This window comes from Paenibacillus sp. GbtcB18, from assembly GCF_019091125.1.
Taxonomy (GTDB): Bacteria; Bacillota; Bacilli; order Paenibacillales; family NBRC-103111; genus Paenibacillus_F; species Paenibacillus_F chitinolyticus.
This window is the reverse complement of sequence record NZ_JAGXJX010000018.1, coordinates 21,647-36,948: the sequence shown is the minus strand read 5'-3', so window position 1 is coordinate 36,948 and position 15,302 is coordinate 21,647. Positions and strand designations below refer to the sequence as shown.

At 48.8% G+C, this 15,302-nt stretch carries 18 protein-coding genes; 1 reads left to right on the top strand and 17 read right to left on the bottom strand.

Annotated features, from left to right (window positions below; translation table 11 throughout):
* Nucleotides 1-1,167: 1,167 nt before the first annotated feature.
* Nucleotides 1,168-1,380 (top strand): helix-turn-helix transcriptional regulator, encoded by a 213-nt coding sequence (locus tag KVT34_RS28510; protein ID WP_217563085.1) that lies wholly within the window; start codon nucleotides 1,168-1,170, stop codon nucleotides 1,378-1,380.
* A gap of 423 nt (nucleotides 1,381-1,803) precedes the next feature.
* Here KVT34_RS28510 and KVT34_RS28505 read toward each other — a convergent pair whose 3' ends face one another.
* From KVT34_RS28505 to KVT34_RS28425, 17 genes are all read right to left on the bottom strand, one after another.
* Entirely contained in the window at nucleotides 1,804-2,250 is a 447-nt protein-coding gene (locus KVT34_RS28505) for a phage holin (protein ID WP_217563084.1), read from the bottom strand.
* Between the two features lie 19 nt (nucleotides 2,251-2,269).
* On the bottom strand, nucleotides 2,270-2,980 hold the full coding sequence (locus tag KVT34_RS28500) for an N-acetylmuramoyl-L-alanine amidase family protein (protein WP_254635214.1): 711 nt from the start codon (nucleotides 2,978-2,980) through the stop codon (nucleotides 2,270-2,272).
* Nucleotides 2,981-3,046: 66 nt separating this feature from the next.
* Complete coding sequence (locus KVT34_RS28495; protein ID WP_217563083.1) at nucleotides 3,047-3,421, bottom strand: hypothetical protein; 375 nt, start codon at nucleotides 3,419-3,421, stop codon at nucleotides 3,047-3,049.
* A 29-nt stretch (nucleotides 3,422-3,450) separates the two neighbouring features.
* Complete coding sequence (locus tag KVT34_RS28490; RefSeq protein ID WP_217563082.1) at nucleotides 3,451-3,759, bottom strand: hypothetical protein; 309 nt, start codon at nucleotides 3,757-3,759, stop codon at nucleotides 3,451-3,453.
* 12 nt (nucleotides 3,760-3,771) lie between these two features.
* On the bottom strand, nucleotides 3,772-4,272 hold the full coding sequence (locus tag KVT34_RS28485) for a hypothetical protein (protein WP_217563081.1): 501 nt from the start codon (nucleotides 4,270-4,272) through the stop codon (nucleotides 3,772-3,774).
* An 11-nt stretch (nucleotides 4,273-4,283) separates the two neighbouring features.
* Entirely contained in the window at nucleotides 4,284-6,815 is a 2,532-nt protein-coding gene (locus KVT34_RS28480) for a hypothetical protein (protein ID WP_217563080.1), read from the bottom strand.
* A gap of 2 nt (nucleotides 6,816-6,817) precedes the next feature.
* Nucleotides 6,818-7,099: a ketopantoate hydroxymethyltransferase gene (locus tag KVT34_RS28475; protein WP_217563079.1), complete on the bottom strand. Its 282-nt coding sequence runs from the start codon at nucleotides 7,097-7,099 to the stop codon at nucleotides 6,818-6,820.
* Entirely contained in the window at nucleotides 7,096-7,680 is a 585-nt protein-coding gene (locus KVT34_RS28470) for a putative phage tail protein (RefSeq protein WP_217563078.1), read from the bottom strand. The genes KVT34_RS28475 and KVT34_RS28470 overlap by 4 nt, the downstream gene beginning before the upstream one ends.
* Nucleotides 7,673-8,659 (bottom strand): baseplate J/gp47 family protein, encoded by a 987-nt coding sequence (locus tag KVT34_RS28465; protein WP_309244143.1) that lies wholly within the window; start codon nucleotides 8,657-8,659, stop codon nucleotides 7,673-7,675. The genes KVT34_RS28470 and KVT34_RS28465 overlap by 8 nt, the downstream gene beginning before the upstream one ends.
* Nucleotides 8,660-8,744: 85 nt before the next feature.
* Nucleotides 8,745-9,155 carry a DUF2634 domain-containing protein gene (locus tag KVT34_RS28460; protein ID WP_217563076.1) on the bottom strand — a complete coding sequence of 137 codons (411 nt, stop codon included), beginning with the start codon at nucleotides 9,153-9,155 and terminating at the stop codon, nucleotides 8,745-8,747.
* A complete protein-coding gene (locus KVT34_RS28455; RefSeq protein WP_217563075.1) occupies nucleotides 9,152-9,406 on the bottom strand; it encodes a DUF2577 domain-containing protein in 255 nt (84 codons plus the stop codon). Before KVT34_RS28455 ends, KVT34_RS28460 begins: the two co-directional genes overlap by 4 nt.
* Nucleotides 9,406-10,374: an XkdQ/YqbQ family protein gene (locus tag KVT34_RS28450; RefSeq protein WP_217563074.1), complete on the bottom strand. Its 969-nt coding sequence runs from the start codon at nucleotides 10,372-10,374 to the stop codon at nucleotides 9,406-9,408. Before KVT34_RS28450 ends, KVT34_RS28455 begins: the two co-directional genes overlap by 1 nt.
* Nucleotides 10,375-10,384: 10 nt before the next feature.
* Complete coding sequence (locus tag KVT34_RS28445) at nucleotides 10,385-11,050, bottom strand: LysM peptidoglycan-binding domain-containing protein (protein ID WP_217563073.1); 666 nt, start codon at nucleotides 11,048-11,050, stop codon at nucleotides 10,385-10,387.
* Nucleotides 11,050-13,458: a hypothetical protein gene (locus KVT34_RS28440; RefSeq protein ID WP_217563072.1), complete on the bottom strand. Its 2,409-nt coding sequence runs from the start codon at nucleotides 13,456-13,458 to the stop codon at nucleotides 11,050-11,052. The genes KVT34_RS28445 and KVT34_RS28440 overlap by 1 nt, the downstream gene beginning before the upstream one ends.
* 56 nt (nucleotides 13,459-13,514) lie before the next feature.
* Nucleotides 13,515-14,153, bottom strand: coding sequence for a hypothetical protein (locus KVT34_RS28435; protein ID WP_217563071.1), 639 nt, complete (start codon nucleotides 14,151-14,153; stop codon nucleotides 13,515-13,517).
* Nucleotides 14,154-14,394: 241 nt separating this feature from the next.
* Entirely contained in the window at nucleotides 14,395-14,817 is a 423-nt protein-coding gene (locus KVT34_RS28430; protein ID WP_217563070.1) for a phage tail assembly chaperone, read from the bottom strand.
* Nucleotides 14,818-14,830: 13 nt separating this feature from the next.
* Nucleotides 14,831-15,301: a phage tail tube protein gene (locus KVT34_RS28425; RefSeq protein WP_217563069.1), complete on the bottom strand. Its 471-nt coding sequence runs from the start codon at nucleotides 15,299-15,301 to the stop codon at nucleotides 14,831-14,833.
* Nucleotide 15,302 lies beyond the last annotated feature (1 nt).

Sequence of the window (15,302 nt, the reverse complement as noted above, 5' to 3'; positions counted from 1 at the left end):
GGATCGCCTTTTGTATTTTAAGAAACAAATTATCAAGACTAATTTATCTTTCTTCGGAGTTCGGTTTCTGATCCAAAATGTATAAGGTCAAATGGAGCTCTGTATATGCCCAGCAGCTTATACGCCACTTGGACAGGCATGTCGCTCGCATCACGTTCATATGTAGCAAACTGTCTTACAGACAGGCCGAGCAGATCGGCGATATCTTTCCTGGTGTAACCTAGAGTTATTCTGACTGACCTTAGAGAGATTCTAAACTTTGTGCATGTGTTCTTTTTACTCTTAATCATAGTTGCACCCCCGCGATGTAGGACAAGCATTTGTTTACTAAGATACCTCTTTAATGTATAATCCTCACGAAAGCAACTGATGAGGTGTTTTATGGCTCTCCATAAACCCGGGAGAAGCCGCTTGCCGGAGTTATTAAAGAGGAAGAGATTGAAACCTATTGACCTTGCCAGATTCCTTTCCGTTTCGCCTTCATTCATATCGCAAGTAATATCAGGCAAGCGTTTTTTTTCTTACGAGATTGCTGGAAAAGCCTCTCAGATTCTTGAGTGTTCTATGGAAGATCTTCATGAATGGAATGAATAACGGCAAGTGGCGGCGTCTAACGCCCTCCCACTGCCGTTATTTTTAACTCTGAGTTAAAAGTAAGATCTCACCTTCTCCATGTTCCTTCTATATATAGCAGCCCGTTTATATCTGCCACATTCCGAGATAATGATCTCTCTTTTTTTCCTGTTTCTCCTCTACTTTCTCCCAAGCCTCAATAATAACTACTTCCGATAATTTTTTACCCATGATGTACCCCTTTTTTCTTAAGCTGGATAAAGCCTCTTGAATACCTGTAGGAGTCCTCCCAGATTTGCTCACAAGTTCCTGGGTCTCAGGCATCCTTCCATTATTTCGGGAAAAGTTGAATAATATTCGTAGGACTTTGCGTTCTTGATCAGACAGCAATGTTCTCACGACCTTCCAACATTTGTTTGAACCTATTATAATGCGAACATACGTTTGATTTCAAGACAGAAAAAAACTCCCTTTCGGTCGCGGCTTTGGTTAAAGTGCTTCGGTGTAAATGACATAATGGCCGGTATCTTTACACCTTCCCCGCTGCGCGCCTATAATTTGAGTCAGACATAAGCAGTGGGGAGGTAAAAACTTTTGGCGCTCCGTATTGGGAGGAGCCGTTTACCAATACTCTTGAAGGAAGCTGACATGACACAAGTGGAATTAGCCCGACGGATTAAGCTTTCTGAATCATTCATAAGCAAAGTAATCGCTGGTGAAAGACGGTTATCTGTCATAAAAATGAAGATGGCCGCAAACACTTTAAATTGCAACATGGATGATTTATATGAATGGGAAGATGAATAGGTAAACGGCGGTAGCAGGAAACCTGCTCCCCCGTCGGTGCGCAACTTGACGTATAAGACAAGATTACCTTACAATTACTGTAAATTTGTAAGGGCGGTTAAAAAAATGAAAAAGAGATTTGATGAAGGCGAACTCGGCGGCCATATAATCGCCTTGGGCCTGCTATGTTACGCGTTTGGTATCCCGCTCTTATTGTTGCTGGGATGGAACGAATAATTAAGATAGAGGTGTGTCACTTGCCATACATTATTATTCGGTCAAATCGAGTAATAGCCGAATGTCTGACCGAATTTGAAGCAGAAGAATATATAAGGAAAACCAGTGAACCGGAGAAATATTCAATCTTTCGGTTCGTTCCACGAAAAAAATAAAAAAAACCCCCGGCCATTAGGCTCGGGGGTGTGTGCTTTATGCACAGGATATTCACAGACTCTTCGAAAGCTCGGATTCTAATGCTCGTGCAATTTTTTCGACGGCATCATTGACATCTCCATCGCTGGAATTCACAGTAATAGCCGGAGCCACAATATTACGTGGTTTATTATACTGCATCCAGGCGGCCTCAATCGTCGCAAGCAGCTTTTGACGGTCCGCATTAATCCCCCGCCGCTGCAGCTCTTTGGCCGCGTAGTCGATAGCTGCACTAAGTTTATCCTTGCCCTTAATATATGCGTCCTGTGATTCCGCGAAGGCAAAAGCTTCACGGGCTATTTGTGCAATAATACCTTGCTGGGCCGTCGTGGTATGCGTTTGAAGCCATTTAATAGCGCGGTCCTTAAGCGCATATATGACTATAACAAGGATGCCTGTAAGGGCTGTTAAAGCGGCCAGAACGACCTGCGTCAGAATCTCGGTAATTTGTTGGGACATAGTTATGATCCTCCTTGGATTAAAGCCTCTCGGCCATATTTTTCAGTAGCTTTGCGACATACTCGCCCTTGGCCGTACTGCCGTCACGTGCATTGGCCGCCCAATAATCCGGCGAGTCGATCACACCGGCCGCGTGCAGCTTCGCCAGCACTCTATCCAAGTCTGCAGCCGGTTCCGGCACCGCGGGCAGCCCGAAGGCTTCCGCCAATCCGTCCGCCGTCGCGCGGGCCAGCTCGTCCAAAAATTTGTCGTCCTTCAGCAGCTCTGCATCCACATCCCTGTCAATAAAACCATACTCCAAGAGAACCGATGGCATACTGGTTTGACGCAAAACGGCAAGGTCCTTGGACTTCTTGCCACGGTCGGGAAGTCCCCGACGAGTAAATACCGGTGCAACCTTGCTATGGATCGTGGTTCGCAGACTTTCAGTTTTTGAGCCTGCTGTAATCGTCGTATACACGAAAGACTCGAAACCCGTTCCCCCGCCCGCGTTGATATGGACCGAAATAAAATAATCCGCGCCCAACTTGTTTGCAAAAGTTGCCCGGTCTGACAGACTTACAAACTTGTCCGTTGTCCGAGTGTATATAACTTCGGCCCGATCCCCCAAATATGCTCCGATCCGCTGTGCAATCTTAAGAGTGAGCTTCTTTTCGACTAACCCATTTCCAAGTGCCCCCGGATCAGTATCGCCGTGACCGGGATCAATTACAAAAAGTATTCTTTTCATCCGAAAACCCTCCCGAAAAATAATAAAGGCCCCCCGGCGTTGTGTCCGGAAAGCCTCATGTGAAACCTATATTTTTGTGAACAGGAACGTAATCACAGCCGCAATTGTACCGGCAATTACATACTTGGCAAATCCGATCCATGCCTGCTGTGCCGTCGTCCGCTCTTTATGTCCTGACGTGGTGACATTCTGCAAAAGATTGTAGTTGTCCTTTGTCATCTGCCGGAACTGTTCGAAGATTTTAGCCTCAAAGTCATTAAACCTCGAAAGCAATTGACTGATAAGCCCGTCCGTGTGCTGCTGTCCGCTCTGCAATAGCTTAATGTCAGTGAGAGCAACATTCTGGAACTCCTTCAACTTTTCGATATCCGCCCTATTTTGAAGACTTTCCCTGTTCAACCTATCGAGCTGAACGGTTAAATCCAGACCATCTGGAGTCATCTGCTTTTCCTCCTCTCCCATACTATTCATTACCCTTTCTCGTCTGCTTCGGTGTCAGTTTGGGACGGCGCTGGCGGATTTTCTTCGGTCGGTTTTTCTGGCTCGGTCGGCGGCGTCATTAGTGCTTTTGTCTCGTCATATTCAGACTGATTAATCCAACCGTTTTGCAAAGCTTCATTAAGGTATTTTGCATCGTAGGTTTCCGCAAAATATTCTTTGACTGGTTCCCGGTACTCTTCCCGGATCCCCTTGCATCCGTCACGCGTCGTAAATCGGTCGGTTCCGTAGACGTAAATGCTCCGGCAATACGTGTTACGTAAAAAGCTGAGTATAGCCATAATAAGCCCTCCCTATGTGGCAATAGATTCGATAAGCTCCTGGAAGTCTGCGTTCATCCGGGCCTGCTGCTCTTTGAGAGCGGCCTGTTCCTGCATAGAGAATTCCATGTAGTTCTGAAAGTCTTCGTTCTGTCGGGCCGCCGATGCCTTTAAGCTGGCATTCTCTGCTTCGAGCTGACTCACGCGTTCGTAAACAGAAACTGGCTGCTGCGGTTTTTTGAGTTCTTCGATTTCTTCCGGTGTAAGGGCTTCGACCCACGCCTCGGCCTCAAAATCCCATTTAGGCACATACAAGCCTGGCGTCACCGGCATCGCGATTTGATAGCCCGTTAGAACCGGTTCCGGCGTCGCTTCCTCGCTGTCTACCTCCGACCCTTGCGGCGCGTCTTCTTCGCCTTCTACCTGCGGCAGCTCCGGATGTCCGTAAATAGGAAAGACGCCTGCCACGTCGTCAGTGACAAGCGTCGTTTCGCGAAACACGCCTAGCGTGTCCGTTATGACTGCTTCTTTCATGTGGCACCTCCTTAATCAATGGTAAAGCTCAACCCATCCAGGTACAGAACTACGTTACCGTTATTATGGACAATCCGTACCGCACCTGTTGGTGCAATGTTTAGCGTCCCAAACAATACCGTGGTGCCGTTATCGGATTTTAATGTTAAATCTAGGGGGAGTCTCGGCCTGTACCCGTCCGGCAAATAAAAAAGTACTGTTTCATTTGCGACTATACCGTTCTTTATACTACCTTTCAGTTCGATTCGCCCTAAACTGTTTTTTCGATATCCCGGATCAAACACAGGTAGCCAGCCATTTAAAAGCGTTGGCCGTATCCATTGCGGCTGTGAACTACTGGGTGTTAAACGTTCCAAGATACTGACCCGCGTTTCGACGTCAGCGCTTGCGTCTGCCAGCGTGTCTACAACCGTTTTAAGGTTAGTGTCGGTGCTGGCTGTGATGCTGGCGATAGGCGTTGATATGGGGTCCAGGGCTGTATATGTAGCCTCATAGACGGCATCTGGGTTATAAGACAGCCGATCAATGACAGGCTTTTCAAGGCCACTCGAAGATAGGTTATTGAAAAACCATTGAGTATCCTGGCGTCTGTTGCGATAGATTGCCTGCACCTTTTTTACCCGAACCTTAAAAGATGTACCATTACCCAAGTCATTACTTGTCACATATGTGCCGCTGACGCCTGTCGTCATACGCTCCCGCACGATCATACCGACGCCCGTCTCAATCTGGTTAGGGCCTTCATTTAGTGTGATAGCTCCCTCGGGAGTAATCTCGGTCGTGAAAGGCTGCGTAAGGCGGTAGGAGAGGGTGTATGGCGTATGCCCCTTCCAACGGGACGTAGGCAGCACGGACGTTTCGGCTCCCGTCTCCGTGTTCATAATCGGTTCCCAACTTTTGGGTCCTTGATTATTATAGGTCTCCGGCAGTTTGGTAGTCGGGTTCCACCAGTACATGCGCCAGCCGTGAAAGTACGCCTTGATTTCGTCGGCCGTCGGCGTGTAATTATCGCCCCATCCGCTATCCTTGTTTGCAATGGTTATAAATAATTTTATACCTTCTTCAAACGTAAATCGGTCGGGACCATCCACATGGTACCCGGGGAGTAGAATCTTGCCGTCGCCCCGCTGGAAGGCTGCGTACCAATTTGAGTCATAGCCAGGTATAGACTCGGTCCAAACCCTTTTTACACCAGGTACAGCGAAGTTGTATATCCAGTTTAGGCTGCCATCGACGGTAAGCTGGCGATAAACATTTAACTTATAGTATTTGCCGTTTTGCTCATATATCTCATCCGCGACGTCACCCGCGATGCTTGACGCCAGGGTGACGTCCGGAAAGTACAGGTAATCATACACGCGGGGCTTAAACGGCAGCGCCGTCGCGCCGATGTTAAAGGTCGGATTTTTAAACTCGACCTGCACGCCCGACGGTACGGAGGCCGGAACGCTCGTTACGATATTTACGGACACAGTGTTGGGAGGAGCTTTGAGAGTGACGGATGCCGCATCTACTAGCCCGGTCCCGCCAATTCCAACGTTTTGCGCGTCTCTAAAATCAAAGCCGATTTTACCGCCATTGGTCCGTGTGACTGCAAACGTGTATGTCGTTCCGGGTACCGCCTTGATATTGGTCTGGCTGTTCTGATCCGTGCCGTTTGCCGTAACGACATGCGTGTAGCTGTCAGTAATCGTACCGACGTTGATAAACGTCCACTCCCGAAAGCTCGGTGCCAGATTCTCGCCGTATCTCGTAATATGAATGCCGTTGGTGGACGTGCTGCTCAGGACAAACGGGAAACGGCGATTCCAGTCAGCGTAATCGTAAGTTTTGAGGCTGTCGTAGTCTGCTGCGTTGACCTGATAGAGTCGAGCGCTGTCAAACCGAGCTGCCTCGCCCGATGGGACGTAGTTGATTGACCCGTCGATTTTATAAACCTGCACACGCAGTTCGAGGGTGGCTGCCGTTGCTTTTGTGGTAATAAGTAACCCCGTAGTGGTCCAATTTCCCGGAGGCGTACCTCCTGTACCTAAATCGTCCACCACGTTTCCAGTCGCGTCCCTAAAAATAAAACGGTATCCGGCGACACCTTTTGTTGTCTGGACGTCACCAATAAAAACGTATTGACGGCTTGGCAAAATAGGAAGCTGATCCGTAGATGCAAAATGCCCCACGGCTGTTGTTCCCGTCGCCGTTACGAGCGTAGACCGCGTGCCGGACGTGTAACTAACCGTATCGGTGCTTACCGTCGCGTTGTAACTGGTAAGCGCGCTAGGCAGGCTGTCACCGCCAAGCATCCCGAGTAGGTTTGTGAGCGTCCGGCCCTTGATCTGGTCGATTTTGAGCCGGGACCGCTTGGCCGACTGGATGACCTGGACGGGCTTGGATAAGTCCAGGTTGGCGACGGCGGGCGAGCTGCTGACTTGCCCGTTAACCGCTTCGATGGCAGTATGGGCGTCACCGATTCCCCGCTCAATTCGGTTGAAATCATTCTCGGTCACGGTGTCATCCATCTGCCAATCCGTTTTTGCTTGATATGTCAAAATCACCCCTCCTTAATCGTTATGGTTTGTCGCATGATCGTGTCCGACGCGATCGGCACATAGACGGCGTTGGTCGATATCTTGTTGCCCTGTCCGTCCCACAGCTCGATACTCGTGATCGCATCCACCGCCCCAAACGGGACGAGATATTCGAGCGTCAGTATTCCACCGGATACCGCTTTTACTTTGAACTGCGTAATGGAGTAGGTCCCATTTAAAACAACGGCCTTAACCTTGCTGTCGGCGTACTGGGCGACGCTATTTAAAAAATTGGGGTTAATCATTTAATACGCGCCTCCTGTCCTCGTTTTGCAAATGCCGTATTCCCGAGCTTCCATGTCGTAGATAGGCGGGTCAACCTTGATAGAGGCGTTTTAAAAATCTGTTCCTCAATCAGCAGTGTCTCACCCAGCGATGTCTCCTGGAGATAGACGAGATTGGCGGGTTTAACATTCCGGATCGTGTACTCCATTTCCTTGAAAAGCGGCGCATCGGTCAGCTTGGCCGTAACCTTCAAGACAAACCCTTGGATGTCCACACTGACAACAGCTTTGCCCGGCCCCAGAAGGTAATCTAGCCTTTGCTGCAGGTAACGCTCGGTAAACGGCGGTTTGGTCGATAGCCGGTTGATGATCCGTATGCGTCGAAAGTCCAATGTCTCAACGCCTGGGTCGGGCCGGATCCTTAACATGGCCTCCCATCTTTTCAGGGAATACTCGGAAGCTGTCATAACAAACTTGTCATCGAGGGCCTGCCCTACGGCTTGAATCAATTTATCAATTTCAGGCTCCTCTGCTGCCGCGATGGCTTTAAATTCTTCGATATCCCGGTAATGCTCGGGCAGGTATTTAAGCAGCTCAGACACGGAGCGTCACCGCCCCTTTGAATGGAATCTCTTCCGCCTGCAGTTCCACGTTACCGGCAACCCCGTTAAGTTTCGTATTGGCAATATCCGTTACCCCGGGCACGTTAAGTATGCGGGCCTCGACCTGGCTGACCCTGACAATTAGATAGTCTTCGTCTTTCCAAGTCTGACGGAGCAAAAGCAAATAAGTCTCGATGACCTCCTCGATCTCCGGCTTCACCTGGCTTATTGTCGTATTATTCGCTAGGGTAATCGTGGTCTCAACGTCAAGTTTCACATCGTTCGCACCAGCTACCGTAACCCTGTGTCCGATCGGCGCAAAACCCAGTCCCTCCCCGCTGTTTGGGAGAGGATCTGCAGCCGTCTGAACTTCGTTGACCAAATCACCTGACGGTTTACCGTAATCACTCGTAATCAAGACGCATCTGACCGTTCCGCCACCGCGCCATGCCGGGAACACCTTAACCCCACCGACACCGGGTAGACGGCCGAGCTTCACCCTATAATCCGCGACGTTACCGCCAAAAGGTTGTTCGTTAATGGCCTCAAGGTAACGATTCCGTAAGGCATCGTCCGTTTCATCATCTTCTCCTGGTACGATCTCCCCCACCAGCTCCGCGCGGGCAAGATCCGGTATGTAGTCGATGGGGATTAAGGCACCGTATACTCCGTTGGCGGCGCTCCCGGGCGTCTCGGCCTCAAGAACGAACTGGCCAGCCTGTAGCCGCTCGATCGCTACAAAATTAGTAGTTTGAGCCGTATAACGGCTGCCGATCGGGATATCTAACGGGACGTCCCCGTTTGCGTAAAAGGCCCCCTTTTTCCGAGCCTTCGTCATCCGCTCTCTTGTTATTCCATACTCCGCGGTCCGTCGTTCAAGGTACTCGCCGGAGCTGGTGTCTGCGTACCCCAACGAGCGCTCCTGGTCCAATGCGGCATAAGCTTGAGCCAACTCAACCGCCGCAGGAGCCAAGGCCATATAAATTATGCTGCCATCGCGCTTGTCCATATCGTCGGGCACACGGGCCAGCATCCCCGCCAGGATCGCGTCAAATGTTTTATCCTCATACAAGGTTTCTCACCTCTTTCTGCGCGTCCAGGGCGCCGTAGATTGTGTATACCCGGAAGCTGATAAGCGCCACATCATCGTTAAAATCAAACTGGAAATCAGACACGCCAGTTATCCGGTCGTCCTGGGTCAGCGCTTCGGTCACCCGACGTTTTAGCTCAGATTGCAGCATGAGCGGATCCGCGCCGGACAATCCCGCAAGCTCGCTGCCGTAATCAAAGCTATGAATCAAATACTCATACCTCTCCGTACTGAGGATATTGAAAACGGTCTGCTTGATCGCTTCCAAGCCGTCTATCATTCCGGTGATTCGCTTGCTTGCAAAGTCCACGCGGAAGGTTCGGCTCGGCTGCGACTCAGGAGAACCGAACGATGGTGGCAGGGAAGAATCCGGAAGGGTACTCATGCGTCAGCCGCCTTTCCGAGTACGATGAAACTCTGGCCACTCTGTACCCGCAAAAGCACAACGGCGTCGCCCTGCTGCAGATCCCTCACATGGTCCAGCATAATCAAAAAATCCGACCCAAGGGTTAAACGCTGATCCACGTTTACCTTGATCGGACTTGTCTGGGTTACCGTTGCAAATAGGACGGCTACCGGGTCTCCCGCTTCCGCGACTCCTACGCTGATAGTTTTAATTGCTTTTAAAAGGCTCATTAAATCACCTTCAATTCGATTGTCATGGTGTGTTCGGCACCGTCAAAATTGTGCGTACATTCATCGACCAGGAAATACTGACTAATCTTCTGTTCCTCTATGACGATCGGCACAAAGCAACCGGCGCGAATCCGCAGGTCTCCGAGCGCTGTCACCTTTAACGTCTGCAGCTCCCGGTTCATGTTTGCCAGGAGATTGTTCAACACTTCATTGATTTGAGCGCTGTTCATCTTCTCGTCCACTTTGTCATAATGCTGGAGTTTCCCCCAGCGCTTGATATTAGCCGAGTCCCGGGCGATGTACACGTCCCGTTTTTTCGTTTTCTTGTTGTCCTGCACTAACTTGACCTGGTTCGCCGTCTCCTGGTCGATGGTCCGCTTATGCTCATAGTCGTACATCAAGCTGTCATCCCCGATGGCGATATCGACGCGCATATCATTGATGTTCCGGAGCGTCAGCGAACCGAAGTCATCATACAAGACGTAATTACGCTTGGTCGCGATAAGCGTCAAATCAAGCGCTTTACAGACGATATCGAACACCTTTTTACTGTCCTCCACCATTGAGGGGATCGTGTAACCAGTATCGGCAAGGGCGCCGGTCTTAAGCTCGTAGTCCTTTGTGATTTGCTGAATGACCTTTGTCGCCGTCGTGTTGGAAAACACGTATGTGTCGTTGGACATGAGATATCGGAGCTGGTCATAGGCGGTTATCTTGACCGACTCGTCGCGGCCATCCTCGATCGTGAAAACATAGCCGTAAAAGACGTTCCGGCCATCCTTTCGAAAGCGGATGATATCGCCGTTGTTGTAAGTAAAGCCGGTATTCTGGTAGAGCGCTCCTTTAATGAAACTAAATTCAAGGCTCGATGCCCGGCCGATCCGGCTTGTCTTCCAGGATATAGAATGAACAAGCTCGGACATGTCCCAGACATACCCGTTCTTGTTATCCAATAATAATTCGAACATGGGCCCTCTCCTATGGAAGTTTAATTGTCGTGCCGTTCTTAAGCTTTTTTACCTGGGCATCCGTGAAGCCGTTGAGCTTCTGGATCTCCTTGGCCCGCCGCTCGTCGCCCAGCACGTTTTTGGCGATCTTCCACAAAGAATCCCCCGGTTTGAGCTTGTACGTTTTTGGCGTCTGCTTTTCGCTGGCTCGTTTGGGTTTTTCGGCTGCCGCTACCTTTTCCCCGCCCGCTTTGGTCTGCACGATGACGCGGCGTGCGGCGTAAAAGACGTACTTCGTTAACGTCATATCGAATTCAATGTCCCCGGGCGAACCGGCTACTTCCCGATACGTGAAATTGCTGATCGTTGCCGGGATATTAATATCGAACGTTGAGCCTACAAAGACAAAGCGGATCGGATGCCGGGTACCCATCCACTTCTCGATAAGGTCAATGTACCGCTGAGGTTCCAGCAAAACCGTATCCACGCAAAAGGGATATCGCTGGGCGGGGAATGTGCTGCTGAACGTGTATTCCGTCAACTTCGCATCCTTCGGCACGCTAATCTCCCCGCCTTTTACAAGGCTGTACGTCTTGCCTTCGACGCCGCTTGTCGCTTCAATGGATTCCGAATTGATCGGCAGCCGGAAGCCCTCCTCTTGGTTGTTGTAGCTCAGGTATACGCCGTAATCAGCCATTAGGTATACACTCCTTTTGCCGACGCGGCGACCTCTTCATTGAGGTGCTGCGTAATCCGATCGACGATGGTATTAATGTCATCGCTAGTATTGATGTCACCGGTGGACACATTAACCGTCGGCGTTAACGTGACAAAGTTTTGGATACTCTTCATCTCGGCGAGATCCCTCATTACCTTCAGGTCCTCACTGGAGATATCCACCTTGTCCTCGATCTTGCCGACCTTCTTGACCTTCTTGATCTCATCCGGCATTTTGTCTGCAGCTCTTGCGGCGTCGGCCGCCTTGTTCCAAGCGGTAAAATCAAAGTCGCCGGCACTCGGCATTTTCGCGTTCTTCGCTTTGTTTGCAGCGTCTTCTAAGGCCCGATTGTCTGCGCGAGACTTAAGCATGCTTTGCAAGTTCGCTTCCCGCTCTGATGCCTTCTGTGCTGCACTTGCTCTTAGTGATGCAGCAATTTCATCGCCTGCTTTTTTTACTGCAGCTTGTTCCAAAGCAGCTTCGGTCGTAAATTCTACGCGAGTTATCGTATCTATACCTACCCCTAAGGTAGCATTCAGTTTGTTGATCATTTTGTTAATTCTATCAATTGTCCCGTTTACCATGTCCTCCATAATTTTCAATGTGGCTGTTTTGGCGGCCATAAAGGCGTTAACAATCCCATTGCTAACAACCACAAAGAAAACCGGTATCTGGTCGAAAAAATTAAGCAATCCATACCAAGCTCTCATAAAACCTTCGACGAACGCGTCATTGGTTTTCCAAAGCTCGTAGAGCCATACGATAAGCCCAACGACAATTGATATAATGAGCATGATGACGTTAGCCTTTTGAGCTGCATTTAGTGTTCTCCATGCCATAGCCAACCCTTCAACAGCCAACGTTTGTGCAAAGATAGCCGCCGTGCTTGTACCAGTCGCAAAGGCCAATGCCCCCATGTACATAGACTGCATAATTGTTGTTGCTAGCCACGCCCCAAAGGCTGCTGCTATCCCGTATATGATCGGTTCGATCGTTGACCAATTTGACGATATATAAGTATGGATCTGCCCGATCGCATTAAATAGCTGCAACGCCTTTTCCATGACCCAAGCAAGGCCCGTACTCAGTCCGTTGAAGAATGAGGAGAATTGACCAGATTGAAATGCCGCGTTTATTTGAAGAATCATCGGAAGCAAAGATTTAAGCGCGCTATCACCTGCATCCGCAAAAGCCGATTTGATGTTATTCCCGAGAATTTCCGCCTGTTTTGCAGGACTGGCCAGCATCGTTTCAAATGCCTTCTGTCCCATCTTTTGTTTTTCGAGCAACTTGTCAAAAGCTTTGATAAATCCGTCGACGTCTCCCTTTTTTCCTAGGTCGTCGATCTTAAAGCGGCGAATATCCGATTTCGACATATTAAATCGCTCGGCAAGAGAAACGATGTCGCCGGACATAGCCTCTTTAAGCGCAAATGCCGCGCCTTCAAGGCCGTTACCGGCCGAGTCGAACGCATTAAGCCTCTGTGTCAGATTGTTCAGCTTTTCGAGCTGCTTGGTATTTTGAGTCGTCGAGAAAAATGAAAGCGTGGCCTGCAAAGAGTCTTTAACGTCCATGCCAGCTTTTAGCGCATCTTTTTTAAATTTATCGAACATAGCCGTCCCAATTTGGGCGTCCCCTGTCCGTGCAATAAGCATGTCACGCATTTTTTGCTGTTCCATTGCCCCGCCGATTGTGGCGTTAAGAAGCTTCTGCGCACTCACGATTGATAGGTATGTGGCCAAGATGCCCTTTAACTGGCCGAGAAATCCACCAGCACTTGTGCCCGTAGCCTGAACGCGAGAATTTAGTTGGTTTTGGAGATCAATAATTTTTCTTTCAAGCTCCGCGATCCGGCGGAGAGCATCTTGCAACTGCTGCGCTCCGTTAATAGGCAGTATCCGGCTCATGGATCGGATCGCTAACAATAACTGTAATACCAACCGCCTGATATTGCTTAGCATGCTTTCAAGTGCCGCAGGTAGACTTACCTGCACCTGAGCAGTTATTGTTCCAATTTGCGCCCTAATACGATTTCCTATCTGCCTTGCCTGCTGTATCGCTCTTGACTCATCCAGTAAAATGCGAACTGCGGTCGATGTTAGTTCGCGGTGTATCCTCTGTCGGATCTGAGCAACCTTATTTATGACATCCTGCGCATTGATAACTATTGATATTGCGCTTCCTGTGCCCATTCGGCTAATACGTTGCCGTATCTGCTCAAGATGGCTCATTGCTCCGGACATATCAATATTGAGCCTAATTTGTGCCTGGGCGACTGCTTTCAGCCTTTCCATTGCCATTGCTGTAGATTGGGCAACCTGGGAAGCCCGCTGAAGCTGTTGCGAAAAGCGATCGTACAGTTCGAGACTTGTTGACACCGTGGCCACGTAGATTCCTCCTTTCTATACAAAATAAAAAGCACTCCCAAAGGAGTGCCCTAAAATTACAATCGTATTGCTGTTCCTGCAGTGTTGGAATGGAACATCTGATTGGTTTTATTTACAAAATTATTCATGCCGAGAATACTAAAGTCGTTCTGGAATGTGATTCCCTGCATGATGCCATCTTTATTAAGATAATTGATTATTAGATATAAACTGCGGTTAGGCTTCTTTTTCCTCGTTTTCAATCCCGACAAACCGCCGACGATTGTACCCAATCCTGGGACAAGTAAAGTTCCAACTATTGCTCTTCCAACCACGCTTCTGTCCAATTCAATAAATTCTTGCTCGTTTTTAAGCTCTACTGCTTTGATTTGATCGTTTAAGATTTCGAACGTCGCTTTTGCCTTTGGGTACATCGACTTGATTACGATTTTGTCTTGATGCCGAGCCACAATGCAAGGGATGTTTTGTGGAATTGTCAAGCCTTCAATGTGCTGTACCTGCACATAATCAAGCACATCAGCATCTAAGTAGTCACGTTTCAAAGTTTTTCGGGATCTTTTTTCAAGAATGAAGAAACCGAACAAAATTAAAGCGATGTCAACAACTACAGCCCAGACAAATTGTTCGTTTGCAATAAAACCCATTGTTGATATTGCCATAGCTATAAGTATCAAAAAAAATAATAGAACCCCCAAAATGTACCCTCCTAAGAAAAGGTGATAATTACCACCCATTCTAACAAAAAGGCACATTTTGGTCTATCCTATTTTGATCCGGCTTTCTTGGTCGCCTTCTTTTCCTTGTCGATCCGAATGTCGATCATGGCATAAACAGCGGCTTTTTGGTGACGGGTCATGTCCGAAAAAACGTGTGGCAAGATATGGAGTTCATGGAGGGCGTAATAAGCATAGTTAGCCTCACCGTCGCCCTCCTCGATTAGTTTTTTACGTCATCCTTCAGCTCGTTGATATCCCTGTCAAAGCCGTTAATTCGCTGTACGCTTTCTTGCAATGTTGCATACTCACCGGGGAGAAGCATTTTGGCAAGCAGCTTTTCAGCCCCAAGAATACCGTACGATTTTTGCAACTCCGCGTCCTTAAGATCTGGATAAACAACGCTTGCAACTGCAAGCCTTGCCTGGTATTCCTCAAAGTTAGTTTCCGGGATGCCCACCACTTTGTTAACCTTTACTTTCCGGGTGGCTGCTTTCCTACAGGCTTCGTTTTCTTCCTCCGTGATGCTACGGATAGTCCAAGGCACAGGCTTGCCATCTTTGTCCTTAAAACGATCAGATACCACTACGCTCTCCTCAATGGCGGCTACTACGTTTTGTGCAAAAAACATACTCAGGTTACTCATTTATATTTCCTCCTTATTGTCCCAGCGTAGGGGCGTTGAATGGTGTATTAATTTCTACGTCATCGTAAGTAAAATCAATGTCTTCTTCGAGAACTTCTGATTCGACATCCAGGGAGGCCATTACGATACTATCCAAGTTAACTCCGAGCAGCGTCACGGTCTGCGCCCCAATAGAGGAAGTAGGGTCATTGTTTGTGATCATAATGTCAAAATATACGTCCTTACCATGCTTGATGTACTCGTACATGAGTTGCCGGAATCGACTGGTCACATAATAGATCGTCATGCTGCCTGTCCCCGACCAGCCGGCCGCCTTGTGTTGGGTGCCGCGCCGGCCAAGTGTTTTGACCTCGGTCTTTTGTTTTTCTGCCTTAGCCTCGATTTTTTTTAGGTAAAACATTTCTTCCACTTTGCCAGCAATTGTTGCATAGGCGACGCCCTCTTGGCCCGAGATCGTATCTAAAGCTTTTAAAAAATTCGGCATC